The 18,106-nt window shown below is 39.5% G+C and carries 16 protein-coding genes; 13 read left to right on the top strand and 3 right to left on the bottom strand.

The genetic code is table 11. From position 1 onward, the window contains the following. Positions 1 to 120: 120 nt before the first annotated feature. Positions 121 to 1,050, top strand: a complete 930-nt coding sequence (locus HW271_RS04845; protein WP_178895076.1) for a metal ABC transporter solute-binding protein, Zn/Mn family — start codon at positions 121 to 123, stop codon at positions 1,048 to 1,050. Positions 1,051 to 1,057: 7 nt separating this feature from the next. Continuing rightward, positions 1,058 to 4,342 (top strand): pneumococcal-type histidine triad protein, encoded by a 3,285-nt coding sequence (locus tag HW271_RS04840; protein WP_178895075.1) that lies wholly within the window; start codon positions 1,058 to 1,060, stop codon positions 4,340 to 4,342. Positions 4,343 to 4,418: 76 nt separating this feature from the next. On the opposite strand, the gene pepT is transcribed toward HW271_RS04840, so the two are convergent. Continuing rightward, positions 4,419 to 5,642: a peptidase T gene (pepT, locus tag HW271_RS04835; protein WP_178895074.1), complete on the bottom strand. Its 1,224-nt coding sequence runs from the start codon at positions 5,640 to 5,642 to the stop codon at positions 4,419 to 4,421. A 154-nt stretch (positions 5,643 to 5,796) separates the two neighbouring features. Between pepT and hemH the strand changes: the two genes are divergently transcribed. Then, positions 5,797 to 6,891 (top strand): ferrochelatase, encoded by a 1,095-nt coding sequence (gene hemH / locus HW271_RS04830; RefSeq protein WP_178895073.1) that lies wholly within the window; start codon positions 5,797 to 5,799, stop codon positions 6,889 to 6,891. A 286-nt stretch (positions 6,892 to 7,177) separates the two neighbouring features. Here hemH and mnmE read toward each other — a convergent pair whose 3' ends face one another. Then, the gene (gene mnmE, locus HW271_RS04825; protein WP_178895072.1) at positions 7,178 to 8,551 is read right to left on the bottom strand and encodes a tRNA uridine-5-carboxymethylaminomethyl(34) synthesis GTPase MnmE; all 1,374 of its coding nucleotides are present in this window, start codon (positions 8,549 to 8,551) and stop codon (positions 7,178 to 7,180) included. A 114-nt stretch (positions 8,552 to 8,665) separates the two neighbouring features. Beyond that, positions 8,666 to 8,848, bottom strand: coding sequence for a 4-oxalocrotonate tautomerase (locus tag HW271_RS04820; protein ID WP_001117401.1), 183 nt, complete (start codon positions 8,846 to 8,848; stop codon positions 8,666 to 8,668). 123 nt (positions 8,849 to 8,971) lie between these two features. Here HW271_RS04820 and HW271_RS04815 point away from each other — a divergent pair, with 123 nt between their 5' ends. From HW271_RS04815 to rlmD, 10 genes are all read left to right on the top strand, one after another. Continuing rightward, complete coding sequence (locus HW271_RS04815) at positions 8,972 to 9,562, top strand: thymidine kinase (protein ID WP_016465889.1); 591 nt, start codon at positions 8,972 to 8,974, stop codon at positions 9,560 to 9,562. Then, the gene (prfA, locus tag HW271_RS04810) at positions 9,559 to 10,638 is read left to right on the top strand and encodes a peptide chain release factor 1 (RefSeq protein ID WP_178895071.1); all 1,080 of its coding nucleotides are present in this window, start codon (positions 9,559 to 9,561) and stop codon (positions 10,636 to 10,638) included. Before HW271_RS04815 ends, prfA begins: the two co-directional genes overlap by 4 nt. Further along, entirely contained in the window at positions 10,638 to 11,474 is an 837-nt protein-coding gene (prmC, locus tag HW271_RS04805; RefSeq protein ID WP_178895070.1) for a peptide chain release factor N(5)-glutamine methyltransferase, read from the top strand. Before prfA ends, prmC begins: the two co-directional genes overlap by 1 nt. Continuing rightward, positions 11,458 to 12,060 carry an L-threonylcarbamoyladenylate synthase gene (locus tag HW271_RS04800; protein WP_178895069.1) on the top strand — a complete coding sequence of 201 codons (603 nt, stop codon included), beginning with the start codon at positions 11,458 to 11,460 and terminating at the stop codon, positions 12,058 to 12,060. The genes prmC and HW271_RS04800 overlap by 17 nt, the downstream gene beginning before the upstream one ends. 1 nt (position 12,061) lies before the next feature. Continuing rightward, the gene (locus HW271_RS04795; RefSeq protein WP_178895068.1) at positions 12,062 to 12,508 is read left to right on the top strand and encodes a GNAT family N-acetyltransferase; all 447 of its coding nucleotides are present in this window, start codon (positions 12,062 to 12,064) and stop codon (positions 12,506 to 12,508) included. Beyond that, positions 12,505 to 13,761 (top strand): serine hydroxymethyltransferase, encoded by a 1,257-nt coding sequence (gene glyA / locus HW271_RS04790; RefSeq protein ID WP_178895067.1) that lies wholly within the window; start codon positions 12,505 to 12,507, stop codon positions 13,759 to 13,761. Before HW271_RS04795 ends, glyA begins: the two co-directional genes overlap by 4 nt. A 6-nt stretch (positions 13,762 to 13,767) precedes the next feature. Continuing rightward, entirely contained in the window at positions 13,768 to 14,742 is a 975-nt protein-coding gene (locus HW271_RS04785; protein ID WP_178895066.1) for a nucleoid-associated protein, read from the top strand. Further along, a complete protein-coding gene (locus tag HW271_RS04780) occupies positions 14,742 to 15,344 on the top strand; it encodes a lysozyme family protein (RefSeq protein ID WP_178895065.1) in 603 nt (200 codons plus the stop codon). The genes HW271_RS04785 and HW271_RS04780 overlap by 1 nt, the downstream gene beginning before the upstream one ends. An 81-nt stretch (positions 15,345 to 15,425) precedes the next feature. Beyond that, complete coding sequence (locus tag HW271_RS04775; protein WP_178895064.1) at positions 15,426 to 16,400, top strand: DUF1002 domain-containing protein; 975 nt, start codon at positions 15,426 to 15,428, stop codon at positions 16,398 to 16,400. Positions 16,401 to 16,474: 74 nt separating this feature from the next. Next, positions 16,475 to 17,830: a 23S rRNA (uracil(1939)-C(5))-methyltransferase RlmD gene (gene rlmD / locus HW271_RS04770; RefSeq protein WP_178895063.1), complete on the top strand. Its 1,356-nt coding sequence runs from the start codon at positions 16,475 to 16,477 to the stop codon at positions 17,828 to 17,830. The last annotated feature ends 276 nt before the right edge of the window (positions 17,831 to 18,106 follow it).

Below are 18,106 nucleotides of genomic sequence, written 5' to 3'. Positions count from 1 at the left end.
TGCTTTTTCTTTTGGTAAAATTTTGGAAAAAAAGTGAATTTATAACTTGACATCTTAAATTTTAAGGAGTAGAATGTTTACTAGTTAATTAAATGGTTAAACACTAGTTAAGGAGTTGTGATGAAAAAAAGAAGTGTCCTATGGCTTATGCTTGCCTTCTTTGCTCTCGTTTTAGGAGCTTGTGGACAAAATGCTGGTCAAGACAATAGTAATGAAACAAAGGGGATGAAGATTGTGACAAGTTTTTATCCTGTCTATGCCATGGTCAAAGAGGTTTCGGGTGACCTAAATGATGTTCGGATGATTCAATCTAGTTCTGGTATTCATTCCTATGAACCATCCGCAAATGATATTGCAGCTATTTATGATGCGGATATTTTCATCTATCATTCACACACCTTAGAATCATGGGCAGGAAGTTTAGACCCAAGTCTGCAAAAATCTAAGGTAAAAGTCATAGAAGCGTCTGATGGTATGACCTTGGAGCGCGTGCCTGGCTTGGAAGATATGGAAGCCGGAAATGGTGTTGATGAGAAGACCTTGTACGACCCTCACACTTGGCTTGATCCCGAAAAAGTTGCAGAAGAAGCACAAATTATTGCTGACAAGTTATCCGAACAGGACAGTGCTAACAAGGAAACTTATCAGAAAAATGCGCAAAACTTCAGTGCAAAAGCTCATGACTTAACCAAGAAATACCAGCCAATCTTTGAAAATGCTGATCAAAAGACTTTTGTGACGCAACACACAGCTTTTTCTTATTTAGCAAAACGATTTGGTCTAAATCAACTTGGTATTGCAGGAATATCTCCTGATCAAGAACCAAGCCCAAGACAATTGACTGAAATCCAAGAATTTGTAAAAACTTATAAGGTCAAAACCATCTTTACAGAGAGTAACGCTTCATCAAAGGTGGCTAATACACTTGTCAAATCAACAGGTGTGACTCTTAAAACTCTAAATCCTTTAGAGGCAGATCCACAAAATGACAAGTCTTATTTGGAAAATCTAGAAGAAAATTTGTCAGTTTTAGCACAAGAATTGAAATGAGGAGTTTATGAAAGTTAATAAAAAATATTTAGCAGGTTCTGCAGTTGTCTTTGCCTTAAGTGTCTGCGCTTACGCTTTAAATCAACATCAAGCACCTGAGAAAAAAGAAAGCAATCGTGTATCATATGTTGATGGAAAAGAATCTGAAGCTAAGAAAAATGAATCTCTGACACCGGACCAAGTTAGCAAGAAGGAAGGAATAGAAGCTGAGCAGATTGTTACTAAGATTACAGACCAAGGATATGTGACTTCACACGGCGACCATTTTCATTTTTACAATGGTAAGGTACCATATGATGCCATCTTTAGCGAAGAGTTAGTCATGAAAGATCCAAACTATCAGTTGAAAGATGAAGATATTATCAATGAGATTAAGGGTGGCTACATTATCAAGGTGGATGGGAAGTACTATGTCTACTTGAAAGATGCTAGTCATGCAGATAATATTCGTAGCAAAGAGCAAATTGAGCGCCAAAAACAAGAACATACTTCAGATCAAAGTAGTGTAAGCACAGAAGTTCTTGCTGCTAGAGCACAAGGTCGATACACAACCGACGATGGGTATGTCTTTAATCCTGCGGATATCATAGAGGATACAGGTGATGCATTTATCGTTCCTCACGGAGGTCATTATCATTACATTCCTAAGAGTGATCTGTCAGCGGGTGAATTAGCTGCCGCAAAGGCTTATTTATCTGGCAATAGTTCAGCTCTCAGTCAACCCTTGTCACTGACACCGAATAATGGTGTTTCTGCAGCAGATGATGGTTATGTCTTTAACCCTAATGATATTGTCAGAGATACTGGCGATGCTTATATCGTACGACATGGGGACCACTATCACTATATCCCTAAATCATCTCTTAACAATCATCAAGCACAATCTAACACTCCAAACTTAGAAAGTCCTTCTAATTCTACACCAAATAATCCGTTACCACATGTTCACCATGAAGAAGAGGAACACGATCATGGTTTTGATGCAAATAGAATTATAAGTGAAGATTCAGAAGGTTTTGTCATGAGTCATGGTGATCACAATCATTACTTCTTTAAGAAAGATTTGACACCTGAGCAAATCAAGGCAGCACAAGATCATTTGAAAGCTAAGTCACCAGTGACACCAAGTCCAAGTCATGAGGACCATGATGAAGATGAGCATGACCACCATCATGGTGAAGACCATGATCACGGCTTTGCAGTTGATCGAGTGATCAGTGAAGATGATAAAGGATTTGTAGTTTCACATGGAGATCATGCACATTATTTCTTTAAAAAAGATTTGTCAGCAGAGCAGATAAAGGCAGCTCAAGAACATTTACATGGGCATAGCCAAACAGAAGTTCCAAAAGATAATCATAACACTCCTAAAGAGAATGAAGTGAAACACGAGCATCATGAAGATGAACATGATCATGGCTTTGCAGCTGAGCGAGTGATTAGTGAGGATGAGCAAGGTTTTGTGGTTTCACATGGAGACCATGCCCACTATTTCTTTAAGAAAGATTTGTCGAAAGAGCAGATTAAGGCGGCGCAGGAACATTTACATGGACACCATCAGGCAGAGCCTGTAAAACCTCTTGCCAAGACTGTTGAAAGTTTCTCTCGAGATGCCAGCGATGAAGAAAAGATGGCTTATATCTCTAAAACCTATGGTGTTCCGCTTGAAGCGATCCGAATTTCAAATGGATTCTTTGTATTCGGAAATCCAGACCAGGCTTATGACCCAACTCACATTCACCCTTACGCCGTTCGTAAGGAACACGTTCGTATTCCGCTTCAAACAGGTGATGCAGAGCTTGATTTCCTAAACGAACTCTATACAACTGCTCTACGTGATGGAGTCTCTCCTTATAGCTTGCAGGTTGAAAATGGTAGCTTTGTTATCCCTCATGGCGACCACAACCACTATATTAAAGTTCAAACCAAGGGCTATGAAGTGGCTCTAAAAAACAAAATACCTGCCTTGCAATCTAACTACCAACCAGGTGCATTTGATGAAACGACTGTTCAAAACAAGGTTGAACAACTTCTAGCAGAAAGTCGTGAAGTTTACAAGGATAAACCTATTTTACAAAGACAAATTGAGCTTGCCTTAGGTCAATTCTCTGAAAATATGAAGAAGCTTTCAACCAATTCTACAGCTGGCTATCTGGCTGCTTTAGATCTCTTTGACAAACAGTATATTCACATTGACTCAAGTGTCAAACCAACAGAAATCAGTCCTTTAGACAAGAAATATCAAGCTTTAGTAGATAAGATTAATACCTTAGACACAGATGCTTACGGACTTCCTAAGAAGGATTTATTGACTCAGCTTCAAGAAAATAAACTAGCCCAAGATGAAGCAGGTTTAGATTCAGTTGAAGCTAAGCTACAAGCTTTGCAAGATTTTAATGACCGTACTGGAGTTACAACAGTCGAGTACATTAAGTATTTCTATCAACATTTATCTGATAATCACTTAAATGACACTCTTAGAAATAAAATTGCTAACTTAACTTGGACACTTTATCAATCACAATCCTTCCTTAAGGCGACTGACTTGAACAAACTATTCCCAGAAATCTATCAAACAAAACTGGAAGTTGAAGAAGCTCTGAAGAATGAACCTGTTACAAGTAAGCCTTCTGAAACGATTTTAGATACAGAAAAAGTGGATGGCCATAGTGCTAAAACAGCAGTCTATGAGTTCTTGAAAGGTTTGTATGATGATATTAAGCCTGAGGAACAAAGCAATCATGTTCGAAAAGCTCAAGTAGAAGGACTCTTAACGAAAGCTGAAGAATTAGTTGCTCAAGTCAAAGAAGAAGGCGTAAAAGCTTCACTCGCTGACGAGGTGAAAAACCTGAAAGCTGCTCTAGATAAAGACGATGCAGACCTTGATGAACTAAACACACAAGTCCAAGATCTTATAAAACGTATTTCACAAACCATTCAGACTGAACGTGAGAATGCTAATCAAGACCCAGAGGTTTTGCTTCTCTATCAAAAATTATATAATGGAGTCCTTGCCCTACATACTTATTTGGAAATGAATAATGGTTCTGATGCGGACTTTGAAAAAGTGGATGCTTTGTTTGATAAATTATCAGCTGCAAGTAAAGACAAGCAAGCTCTTCTAGCTCTTGCGCAAGAAATTGTCTCATTAAATCAGGAATTTCAATCTAAAGTCAAGCCAGTTGAAGTTAACACCGAAACAGCCAATAAAGAAACAAACGATAAACAAGCTGAGTCAACCTTAACTCCTGCAACTACATCTTCAGAAACAAGAGAAAAAGTAGCAGAATAACAAAAAGTTCAGTCAACTACCGTGTCAAAAGTAGATGCTGATAAAAAAAGAGGTCGGGAATTTTTTCCCGATCTCTTTAGTCTTTATAAGCTACAATGCCAATGATTGTATCAACTGCACGCTCCATAGTTTGAAGGCTGACATATTCAAAACGTCCATGCATATTTTCACCACCAGCGAAGATATTTGGAGTTGGAATTCCCATAAAAGAAATTTTAGAACCGTCTGTTCCTCCACGGATAGGCTCGATAATAGGAGTAATATCAAGATTTTCCATCACTGCTTTAGCAATAGTGATTGGAGTCATATCCTTTTCGATAACTTCTTTCATGTTGTAGTATTGGTCTGTCAAAGTCAAGGTTACACGATCACTACCAAGTTCTTGGTTCATCTTATCAGCAATAGCTTGCATGGCAACCTTACGCGCTTCAAAGGTTTCTTTTTCAAAATCGCGAATGATGTAGCTAGCACGCGCTTCCTCGACAGTTCCGGTTACATCCATGAGATGGTAGAAACCTTGGTAACCCTCAGTCAACTCAGGTCGGTCACCAGCTGGGAGTTGATTGTGGAAGTCGATGGCTAACTGGAGAGCGTTGACCATTTGTCCTTTAGCTGTTCCTGGGTGAACATTACGGCCTTGGAAGTGAAGTTCAGCTCCTGCAGCAGAGAAGGTTTCATACTGCAATTCACCTAGAGGTCCACCGTCAACTGTATAAGCAAAGTCAACATTGAAGTCTTCTGCATCAAATTTATTAGCACCAACACCGATTTCTTCATCAGGACCAAAGCCAACACGGATTTCACAGTGTTTAATCTCAGGATGAGCAGTCAAGTATTCGATAGCGGTCATGATTTCAGCGATACCAGATTTGTCATCAGCCCCGAGCAAAGTAGTTCCATCAGTAGTAATCAAGGTTTGTCCTGGATATTTCTCTAAGCTCTTAAAATCTGCTGGATCAAGCTTGAAACCAGAATTGCCAAGCTCGATAACACCACCGTCGTAGTTTTCAATAACTTGTGGATTGACACCTTCAGCATTAAAATCAGCTGTATCCATGTGAGAGATAAAACCGATCTTACGAGTCAAACTTGGGTCGTTGGCTGGTAAGGTTCCGATAGCAAAACCGTTTGGTAGGTAGTAAACATTTTGCAAACCAACACGTTTCATCTCAGGGATGAGGACATTAGTTGCGAAGTCTACTTGACTTTGGGTACTTGGTGTAGTGGTTGAATGTTCGTCAGAACGAGTATTGACTTTGACATAAGTCAAAAAACGCTCCAACAATGTTGGATATTTCATCGTAACTCCTTTTTTCCTTCTTTTAAAACCATTGTATCATAGAAAGAAGAGAAAAACAAAAGTCAGAAGGGAGGTAACATTCTTATGTTAGCGTTTACTTATGGCTGTTTTAGTGATACAATAAAAAAGATAAAAATATCACAAGGATGCAGAGATGAAAAAAGCGATTTTAATGATGACATTTGGTTCCCCAGAAGAGATTACCTTTGAAGGAGTAGCCGACTTTTTTACTAACATTCGTCGTGGAGTTCGACCTCAAGATCACGAGATTCAAACACTTTATGATAATTATGTTCGAATTGGAGGAACTCCACTACAAAAAATTACCCGTGAAGAAGTTGCCTTAGTAGAAGCTAGATTGGGAAATGAATATAGTGTCTATTTTGCCAATAAATTTTCAACTCCCTTTATTCCAGACGTGATTCGGCAAATGGAAGCAGATGGAATTGAAAAGTGTATTTGCTTGATTTTGGAGCCACACTATTCCTTTTACTCTGTCATGGGTTATGAAAAGTTTTTGGAAAGCAAACAAATTCAGTTTTTAGTTATTAAGGACTGGTATCAAGAAGAAGCCCTATTAAACTATTGGACAGATGAAATTGCTAAGATTTTAAAAGAAAAGGTGAAAAAGGATAGCTTTAAAGTCATCTTCTCTGCCCACAGTGTGCCCATTTTTGCCTTGGATTTTGGTGATCCCTATATCGACCAGATTTTCGAAAATAGCAAGTTAATTGCTGAGAAATTAGACTTAAATCCAGACCAATATACCAACACTTGGCAGAGTGAAAGTGATATTGGTATTCCTTGGATTAAACCAGATGTTCTGGAATATCTTAGAGAACAGGAAGAACATCCAGAGCATTATATTTTTGTACCTATTAGTTTTATTAGTGAGCACATTGAAGTTTTGTTTGATAATGATGTGGAATGTTATGATTTATGTCAGGAATTGGGTGTGAACTACCATCGTCCACCAATGCCAAATACAGATTCTCGTTTGATTGATGCCTTGGGCAATATTATTCGAGCTAATGAACATAAAGAATTTAGAGAATTCCTCCCAGAAGAAGAAACTTTTGATGAATTAGTCCCTTCGGAGGAAACTAAGGATATTTTAGATGAATCACAAGACTTACAAATGCCAGAATTTGTTAAAAAATTAATTGAGAAAAAAGGTCGTGAAAATGTCAAGATGCCTTATTTAATCAAAAAAATGCTTGAAAAAGCTGGCAAATTACCTAAAGACTAAGTGAAAATAGAAAAGAACTGGTAAATTTTGTTTCAAATATCTGCTAAGGCATGATATAACTTAGAACGTGAAAGAAAAGGCGGTGGGACAGAAATCGATAGACAAAGTCTTGATTTCGTAGTCCCAGCCCCGCGAGGATGATTAGGAACTTTTTGGAGTCTAAAAGACGAACAAAAAGTTCAATAAGCTACCGCGTCAAATTATGATTGATAATAAAAAGTGAGGTCGGGAACTTTTTGTCCCAACCTCTTTTTAGGTGACTAACATTTTCTAAACTAGTTTTTTCTTATTTTCCTAAACAGAATTGGCTGAACAATTGAGTAATGAGTTCATCTGGCGCTGCATCACCGGTGATTTCCCCAAGAATTTCCCAAGTACGTGTCAAATCAACTTGAAGTAAATCAACTGGCATGCCCAGTTCAAGACCTTTGTTAACTGCTTGCAGACTTTCAACTGCCTTTTCAATTAATGAAATATGACGGGCATTGGATAGGTAGGTTGCATCCTGTTCGACCAAGCCAGCATTTTCAAAGAAGAGGTTATTGATGCGCTCTTCAATCTTATCGATGTTTTGATTTTTAAGGACTGAAATACGGATGACATCTTCAGGAAGTTCCTGAGTTTCAATAGCCTCAGGTAGGTCAGTTTTGTTCAGTAGGATGATACGGTTGGTATCTTGGCTGATTTCAAGAAGTTGTCGGTCCTGAGCAGTAAGAGGTTCACTAGCGTTCAGTACTAGTAGTACCAAGTCAGCTTCCTTGAGGGCTTTCTTGGAGCGTTCAACACCGATTTGCTCGACAATATCATCCGTTTCACGAATACCTGCAGTATCAATCAATTTCAGTGGAACACCGTTGATATTGACGTATTCTTCAATGACGTCTCGAGTTGTCCCTGCAATATCAGTTACAATGGCCTTATCTTCGCGCAAGAGGTTATTGAGTAGGCTAGACTTCCCAACGTTGGGGCGACCAATGATGGCAGTTGAAATCCCTTCACGGAGGATTTTACCTCGGCGTGCTGTTTTTAGAAGATTGGTCAATAATCGTTCAAATTCTAAAGTCTTTTCACGGACAACAGCAGTAGTAGCTTCTTCCACATCGTCATACTCAGGGTAGTCGATATTGACTTCGACTTGTGCCAGAGTATTGAGAATCTCTTGGCGCGTATTGTTAATAAGATCAGATAGTGAACCATCTAGTTGTTTGACCGCAATATTCATGGCCTTGTCTGTCTTGGCACGGATGATATCCATAACAGCTTCAGCTTGAGTCAAGTCGACACGACCGTTCAAGAAGGCACGCTTGGTAAATTCACCAGGCTCTGCCATTCGAGCACCTTCACGGATAGCTAGCTGGAGAATTTCATTAGTTACGGCGATTCCACCGTGGGTATTAATTTCAATAATGTCCTCACGAGTGAAGGTCTTTGGAGACTTCATAGCTCCCACCATAACCTCATCCATGACCTTACCTGTCTGTGGGTCAACGATGTGGCCGTAGTTAAGTGTATGGCTGTCAACCTTACTCAAGTCCTTGCCTTTAAAAATTTTCTGCGCAATGGCAAAACTATCCGTTCCGCTTAAACGAACAATCCCAATAGCCCCTTCACCAAGCGGTGTCGAGATTGCTGCGATGGTATCAAATTCACGTGTAATCATTTCATTTCCTTTTTACAATTTATATACAAATATCATTTAAAATTGTAACAAAATATAGCGTTTTATTCAACGAATGCCACTTATAAAGAAAAGCCTAAGCAGATTGCTTAAGCTTTATTTAGTGCGCATTTCACCTTGTGGGAAATAAGTTCCTTCAGGCATATCGTTAATAATAACGTGAACAGCTGACTGAGGTGCTCCTGTGTTACGAACAACAGCTTCTGTAACTTCCTTAGCTAGGGCTTTCTTTTGCTCTAGCGTGCGTCCTTCAAATAAATCGATGCGTACAAATGGCATAATTGCGTCCTCCACTAGTTATTTGATTTCTTCTATTTTACCACATTTTGCCATTTAAAGCTTTGAGAAATTATGGTATACTAGAATGTAGCAAAAAATTAGAAATGGACGTGAAATAGAAGCATGGCACAGTTGTATTATCGTTATGGGACCATGAATTCAGGTAAGACGATTGAGATTCTCAAGGTAGCCTATAACTATGAGGAGCAAGGAAAAGGAGTTGTGATTATGACTTCAGCTCTGGATACACGTGACGGTGTCGGTTATGTCTCTAGTCGCATTGGAATGAAAAGACCAGCAATTGCCATTGACGAAACAACAGATATCTTTGGGTTTATCCGGGATTTGCCTGAAAAGCCTTACTGTGTGCTTGTTGATGAAGCTCAATTTCTAAAACGTCATCATGTTTACGATTTAGCTCGTGTTGTCGATGAGTTAGATATACCTGTTATGGCATTTGGTTTGAAGAATGACTTTCGCAATGAGCTGTTTGAAGGTTCCAAACACCTCTTGCTTTTAGCAGATAAGATTGATGAGATTAAGACCATTTGTCAGTATTGCAAGAAAAAAGCGACTATGGTTTTGCGTACGCAGGACGGACTGCCTGTTTATGATGGTGAACAAATCCAGATTGGTGGAAATGAAACCTATATCTCAGTTTGCCGTAAGCATTATTTTGCCCCTGAAATCAATAAGGAGAATAACACAGAATGAATATCTATGATCAACTACAAGCTGTAGAAGACCGTTATGAAGAATTAGGAGAATTGCTGAGTGACCCTGATGTCGTTTCAGATACCAAGCGTTTCATGGAGCTTTCAAAAGAAGAGGCTTCAACTCGTGACACAGTAACAGCCTACCGTGAGTACAAACAAGTCCTTCAAAACATCGTCGATGCTGAAGAAATGATTAAAGAATCAGGCGGAGATGCGGACTTGGAAGAAATGGCCAAGCAAGAGCTCAAAGATGCCAAGGCTGAAAAAGAAGAGTATGAAGAAAAATTGAAAATCTTGCTCCTTCCAAAGGATCCAAACGATGATAAGAACATCATCCTTGAAATCCGTGGAGCTGCTGGTGGAGATGAGGCAGCACTTTTTGCTGGTGACCTTCTAACAATGTACCAAAAGTATGCTGAAGCGCAAGGCTGGCGCTTTGAAGTTATGGAAGCCTCAATGAACGGTGTTGGTGGTTTTAAAGAAGTAGTTGCCATGGTTTCTGGTCAGTCAGTGTACTCTAAACTCAAGTATGAGTCTGGTGCTCACCGTGTACAGCGTGTCCCTGTGACAGAAAGTCAAGGTCGTGTGCATACCTCAACAGCGACTGTCCTTGTCATGCCTGAAGTCGAAGAAGTAGAATACGATATTGATCCAAAAGACCTTCGTGTGGATATCTACCACGCATCTGGTGCTGGTGGACAGAACGTCAACAAAGTTGCGACAGCTGTCCGTATTGTTCACTTACCAACCAATATCAAGGTTGAAATGCAGGAAGAACGTACCCAGCAGAAAAACCGTGAGAAGGCTATGAAGATCATCCGTGCGCGTGTTGCTGACCACTTTGCACAGATTGCCCAAGACGAGCAGGACGCTGAGCGTAAGTCTACTATCGGTACTGGTGACCGTTCTGAACGTATCCGTACTTATAACTTCCCACAAAACCGTGTGACGGACCACCGTATCGGCTTGACTTTACAAAAACTTGATACAATTCTAGCTGGTAAACTAGATGAAGTTGTAGATGCTTTGGTTCTTTTTGACCAAACACAAAAATTGGAAGAATTAAACAAATAATGAAATTAGCTCAAATATTTAAAGATTTTGAGGAAAAGTTGATAGCACAAGGAGAGGAAGCAGAAAGCCTCTCTTTTGTCTATCGTAGTCTAAAAAATCTATCTTTTACAGACTTTGTCTTTGCCCTTCAGCAAGAAGTCACTGATGAAGATTACAAATTTGTAGAGGATATTTACATCAAGCTAGCTAGCCACATACCTGCCCAGTACATCATCGGTCATGCTGAATTCTATGGGATGCAGTTAAAAGTAGATGAGCGAGTCTTGATTCCTCGACCAGAGACAGAAGAGTTAGTGAAACTCATTTTGACTGAAAATCCTGAGAAAAATCTCAAGGTACTTGATATCGGAACAGGAAGCGGAGCGATAGCCCTTGCTTTAGCGAAAAATAGACCAGATTGGTCAGTTACGGCTGCAGATATTTCACAGGATGCTTTAGACTTATCATTGGAGAATGCTTACGCTCAAAATCTAAATCTCTCTTTTATCAAATCTGACTGTTTCTCCGAAATTTCTTCAAAATATGATATAATTGTATCCAATCCACCATACATTTCTCGAGCAGATGAAACAGAGGTTGGTTTGAATGTTTTGCATTCAGAACCACATTTGGCACTTTTTGCTGACGAGGATGGTCTCGCAATCTATCGCAAAATCGCGGAAGGTTCCAAAGACTATCTAACTGATGGTGGTAAGATTTATCTTGAAATTGGCTACAAACAAGGTCAAAGTGTACCCGCTCTCTTTATGGAAAATCTTCCAGAGAAACGAGTTCGTACTCTGAAAGACCAATTTGGTCAAGATAGGATGGTTGTCATTGATGATGGAGAAAATTAAGCAAGAGTTGGAAAAAGGTGGAGCTGTAGTTTTGCCGACAGAAACAGTTTATGGTCTCTTTGCAAAAGCGCTAGATAAAAAAGCTGTTAATCTTGTCTACCAGCTTAAACGTCGTCCAAGAGACAAGGCACTTAATCTTAATGTCGCTCATCTAGACGATATTTTGAACTTTTCTAAGAATCAGCCACCTTATTTACAAAAACTTGTTGATAGTTTTCTTCCTGGTCCATTGACCATTATCCTAGAAGCTAATGACAAGGTCCCTTACTGGGTTAATTCAGACTTGACGACTGTTGGATTTCGCATGCCGAGTCATCCCGTCACTCTAGAATTGATTCGTGAGTTTGGTCCCTTAATCGGCCCGTCTGCAAATATTTCAGGACATACAAGTGGAGTTAGCTTTAAAGAAATTTTAAAAGACTTAGGACAAGAGGTTCTGGGAATAGAAGATGATGCTTTTTTAACAGGTCAAGATTCGACTATTATAGACTTATCTGGCAGCAAGGTGAAGATTCTACGCCAAGGATCAATTAAACAAGAAGATATTCTTGCCAAGATACGTGAAATTTCTTTTGAAGAGGTATGATATGCTACGTTATTTGAAAGCGACAGATGTCGAAACAATTTGTGTCATTAACAAAGAAGCGCTAGGTTATGCTTTTAGTCCAGAGGAAACGGCTGGTCAACTAGCTAAGTTGACACAAGACTCCCATCACTTCCTACTTGGTTTTGAGGATTCAATTAGCCATGACTTACTTGGTTATGTTCATGCTGAGGTTTATGAATCCCTTTATTCAAAACCAGGTTTTAATATCCTAGCTTTAGCTGTTTTACCTCAAACACAAGGTAAAGGAATCGGTAAAACTTTGCTTGAAGGATTAGAACAGGAAGCAGAAAAACGTGGCTATAACTTTATTCGCTTAAATTCTGCAGACCATCGTACAGGTGCGCATGCATTTTATGAAAGAGTTGGTTATACCTGCGATAAAATGCAGAAACGATTCATTAAATTAATAAAAGGAGAAGACCTATGATTTTTGACAAAGATGATTTTAAAGCCTATGACGCGGATCTTTGGAATGCCATTGCCAAAGAAGAGGAACGCCAACAAAATAATATTGAATTAATCGCTTCAGAGAACGTAGTTTCTAAGGCTGTTATGGCTGCTCAAGGGTCTATCTTGACTAATAAATACGCCGAAGGTTATCCAGGACGTCGTTATTACGGTGGTACAGATGTAGTAGATGTTATCGAAACTCTAGCTATTGAACGTGCGAAAGAAATCTTTGATGCTAAATTTGCCAATGTCCAACCTCACTCAGGAAGTCAAGCCAACTGTGCAGCTTACATGGCTTTGATTGAGCCAGGTGATACGGTCATGGGGATGGATTTGGCAGCAGGCGGGCACTTGACTCACGGAGCTCCTGTAAGCTTCTCTGGTCAAACCTACAACTTTGTTTCTTATAGTGTTGATCCTGAGACCGAACTTTTAGACTTTGACGCCATCTTGAAACAAGCTCAAGAAGTGAAACCCAAACTAATCGTAGCAGGGGCTTCAGCCTATTCTCAAATTATTGATTTTTCAAAATTCCGTGAAATTGCTGATGCTGTTGGTGCTAAACTCATGGTAGATATGGCTCATATTGCCGGCTTGGTTGCTGCTGGTCTTCACCCAAGCCCGGTGCCATACGCACATATCACAACTACAACGACCCACAAAACCCTTCGTGGGCCACGCGGTGGTTTGATTTTGACCAATGATGAAGACTTAGCTAAGAAGATTAATTCTGCTATTTTCCCGGGTATCCAAGGTGGTCCTTTAGAGCATGTTGTTGCTGCTAAGGCTGTTGCCTTCAAAGAAGTCTTGGATCCAGCCTTCAAAGAATATGCTGCTAAGGTCATCAAGAACAGTAAGGCTATGGCTGAAGTATTCCTGAAAGATCCTGATTTCCGTATTATCTCTGGTGGCACTGAAAACCACCTCTTCCTAGTGGATGTTACTAAGGTTGTAGAAAGTGGAAAAGTAGCTCAAAACTTGCTGGATGAAGTTAATATTACCCTAAATAAGAACTCTATCCCTTATGAAACCTTGTCACCATTTAAGACTAGTGGTATTCGTATTGGAGCGGCAGCAATTACTGCTCGTGGCTTTGGTGAAAAAGAAAGTCGTCAAGTTACTGAACTTATTATTAAAGCCCTTAAGAATGCAGAAAACGAAGCTGTCTTAGAAGAAGTGAGAAGTGCAGTCAGAACCTTGACGGATGCCTTCCCATTATACGAGGACTAATATTTTATGGATATTTATATTAAGAAAGCCATTATCCATCAGTTCAGTCCTGATGACACAGAGTTGTTCCTAGCGGATAAGTTTCTCAATATCACTCCAAAAATAGAGGAATACTTGCGTAAAAAAGTGGAGCGTGTGTATTCTGATGATGCTAAAACTGGTATTTTTGAAGAGGATAACCCATTTTTCAACAACATTACAGAAGATTTAATGAAAACATCTGTGACGATTGCCAATCTTTGGAAAGAGGAATTCTCTGTATCTGAAAATCAAAAGACAAACGATTTAGTCTTTGTACAGTTTTCAAAAGAAGGAGTGGGACACTTTGCCTTCCTTCGAATTGCATTGCGAGAAACCTTAACACACCTAGGTGGTGAAGTTGATAATCCAATCAAACTGACTCAGAATAATCTACCAGGTTTTGGTACTGGAGCTGATGAAGCCCTTGTGGTTAATCTTCAAAACCGCAAGTATCACCTGATTGAAAAACGGATCAAGTACAATGGAGCCTTTTTAAACTATTTTTCTGAGAATCTTATTCAAGCTCAACCAAAGATTTCACCTAAGAAATCAATCAAGGAACTTGAAAAAACTGCTCAGAAAATTGCCGAAACCTTTAACACGGATGATTTTCAATTTCAATCAAAAGTAAAATCTGCGATTTTCAACAATCTTGAGGAAAACAATGAGCTCTCTCCAGAAAAATTAGCTAATGATCTCTTTGATAATAATCTAACAGCTCGTCTCAGTTTTATTGACCAGGTCAAAGAAGCAGTGCCAGAGCCTGTACAGTTTGATGAGATTGATGCTAGTCGTCAGTTGAAGAGATTTGAAAATCAGAAACTTTCCTTGTCAAACGGGATTGAACTAATCGTACCAAACAATGTCTATCAAGATGCGGAATCTGTTGAGTTCATCCAAAACGATAATGGAACCTATTCTATCTTAATCAAAAACATCGAGGATATTCAAAATAAATAATGTTTAAATTCATACGAAGAGTGCTGGTGCTAGCAGTCTTCCTTTTCGCTGGATACAAAGCCTATCTCATTCGTCAGGATGTCAAACAAGTCATGACGTATCAACCGATGGTTCGTGAAATCTTGAATGAAAGAGATACTCCAGCAAACGAAGAGCTTGTGCTCGCCATGATCTATACAGAAACCAAAGGTAAAGAAGGAGACGTGATGCAGTCAAGTGAATCTGCTAGCGGCTCCACTGATACCATTAACGATAATGCAAGTAGTATTCGTCAAGGTGTTCAAACTTTGACAGAAAATCTCTATCTGGCTCAAGAAAAAGGAGTGGATGTCTGGACAGCCATTCAAGCTTATAACTTTGGACCTGCTTATATTGATTTTATCGCCCAAAATGGCAAGAAAAACACGATTGCTCTAGCTAAACAATATTCTAGAGATACAGTTGCGCCGACATTAGGGAATACAACAGGAAAAACCTATCGCTACATCAATCCTATTTCCATTTTTCAGGGTGGAGAACTCTATGTCGATGGGGGAAACTATTATTACTCTAGACAGGTTCAAGTAAATCTCTATATCATGAAAATTTTTAATCTATTTTAAGCTTCTAGAAATTCTAGGTGCTTTTATAAGTTTTCTTTAAGGATACTTTAATATGCTAGAGTGGAAAAGGAGGAACGTATCATGCGAAAGAAATTCTTTCTGACGAGTGCTGCAGTTCTTTTGGCGGTTGCAACATTGCAAAACGTTTATGCAGCAACTGATGTTCAAAAAGTAATTGATGAAACCTATGTTCAACCTGAGTACGTCTTGGGTTCTTCACTAACAGAAGATCAAAAAAATCAAACACTAAAAAAACTAGGCTATGATGCCTCTAAAGATACTAAAGACTTGAAGACAATGACACCCGATGTCTATTCAAAGATTATGAATGTCGCAAACGATTCTAGTCTTCAGCTTTATTCATCAGCAAAAATTCAAAAATTAGGAGATAAATCTCCACTTGAAGTCAAGATTGAAACACCTGAAAATATCACAAAAGTAACCCAAGACATGTACCGTAATGCAGCTGTTACCTTGGGTGTCGAACACGCGCGTATCACCGTTGCAGCTCCAATTCCAGTTACTGGGGAAAGTGCCCTAGCAGGTATTTACTATTCCCTTGAGTCAAATGGTGTAAAATTACCACAAGAAAATAAAGACTTGGCTCAGGAAGAGCTCAAGGCCTTGTCTGATATTAACGATGAAAACAAGGACAAATCAGGATTCGATGCCAATAAACTGAACGTTGCACTTGCTGATATCAAGGCTGCAGTCGCTAAGGCAAAAGAGTCCAAAGGTGAACTTACAGAAGACGATGTTCGTAAGATTGTCGAAGATACTTTGAAGAACTACAAACTGGATCAAGTTGTTACAGGCAACCAGGTCAATGTCATTATCAACTTTGCCTTCAATCTATCAAAGAGCGATATTCTCAACAATGAAGACTTTACAAAGACTCTAAAAGATTTGAAACAAAGTATCGTTGCGCAAGCTGGTGACAGCTTCAGTAATATCGACCTTAACTTTGATGCCAATAAAGCTATTCAAGACGGTGGGAATATCCTTAGCTCTATTTGGCAAGCCATCCTTGATTTCTTCAAGAGTTTTGGTGCTTAGGTCAATTCATGGTATAATAGATGGTAACAGGATTGTTGCCGTCTTTTTTTGTCGGCTCATAGAAAGTGAAACATATGTTAAAGAAAAATGATATTGTAGAAGTAGAGATTGTCGATTTGACACATGAAGGAGCAGGAGTTGCCAAGGTAGATGGCTTGGTCTTTTTTGTTGAGAATGCTCTACCGACTGAGAAAATCCTCATGCGTGTCCTTAAAGTTAATAAAAAGGTTGGTTTTGGTAAGGTCGAGGAATACCTTCTTCAATCTCCACATCGTAATCAAGACTTAGATTTGGCTTACCTGCGTTCAGGGATTGCAGACCTAGGTCATCTAGCTTATCCAGAGCAACTCAAGTTCAAAACGAAGCAAGTAAAAGACAGCCTATACAAGATTGCTAGTATCACGGATGTAGAGGTTGCTGATACTCTTGGTATGGAACATCCGATTAAGTACCGTAACAAGGCTCAGGTACCTGTTCGCCGAGTAAATGGTGTTCTAGAAACTGGTTTCTTCCGTAAGAATTCTCACGACCTTATGCCCTTGGAAGATTTTTATATCCAGGATCCAGTCATTGACCAGGTTATTCTTGCACTACGTGATTTGCTTCGTCGCTATGACTTAAAACCCTATGATGAAAAGGAACATTCTGGCTTGATTCGTAACCTTGTTGTACGTCGTGGCCATCATTCAGGTCAAATTATGGTTATCTTGGTGACAACTCGTCCTAAAATTTTCCGAGTTGAACAGTTGATTGAACAAGTCATCAAGCAGTTCCCAGAGATTGTGTCTGTCATGCAGAACATCAATGACCAAAACACCAATGCGATTTTCGGGAAAGAATGGCGTACACTTTATGGTCAAGATTACATTACCGACCAAATGTTGGGCAATGATTTCCAAATCTCTGGACCAGCCTTTTACCAGGTCAATACAGAAATGGCGGAGAAACTCTATCAAACAGCCATTGACTTTGCGGAGTTAAAAGAAGATGATGTGGTGATCGATGCCTATTCAGGAATAGGGACTATCGGCTTATCTGTCGCTAAGCATGTCAAGGAAGTCTATGGCGTAGAGGTTATCCCAGAAGCAGTAGAAAATAGCCAGAAGAATGCAGAATTGAACGGCATCACCAATGCCCACTATGTCTGTGAAGCTGCTGAAAATGCCATGAAGAATTGGCTCAAGGAAGGCGTTCAACCAACTGCTATCCTAGTCGATCCACCACGCAAGGGATTGACCGAAAGCTTCATCAAAGCAAGCGCCCAAACAGGCGCTGACCGCATCGCCTATATCTCCTGTAATGTCGCCACCATGGCGCGTGATATCAAACTCTATCAAGAGTTGGGTTATGAATTGAAGAAAGTCCAGCCTGTGGATTTATTTCCGCAGACGCACCACGTGGAGTGTGTTGCTCTGCTCGTAAAAACCTAGAAACCTTTGAATGAAAGGGATAACGAAAAGCCTTGATTGCAAGGCTTTTTGTATTGGCGTGGGGAAGTATCAGAGTGAGAAAATTTTTGGAATGAATAGAAGTGATAGCTAGAAATTATCAGTTTCTATTTCCATTTACCCTGTGGGTACGTGTTTGTTTCCATTGACAAGGAGTTTGTGGGAATAGAAATGTACCCACCTTGTTTGAATCAAGTGAAGTGTAGTTGAAGGAAATCTGTTGAAAGCAATACTTCATTTTACCGAATAAGTAATAAT

The organism is Streptococcus sp. oral taxon 061 (genome assembly GCF_013394695.1).
GTDB lineage: Bacteria > Bacillota > Bacilli > Lactobacillales > Streptococcaceae > Streptococcus.
Note: the sequence above shows the minus strand (reverse complement) of the source record. Positions and strands in the feature narration are given on the sequence as shown.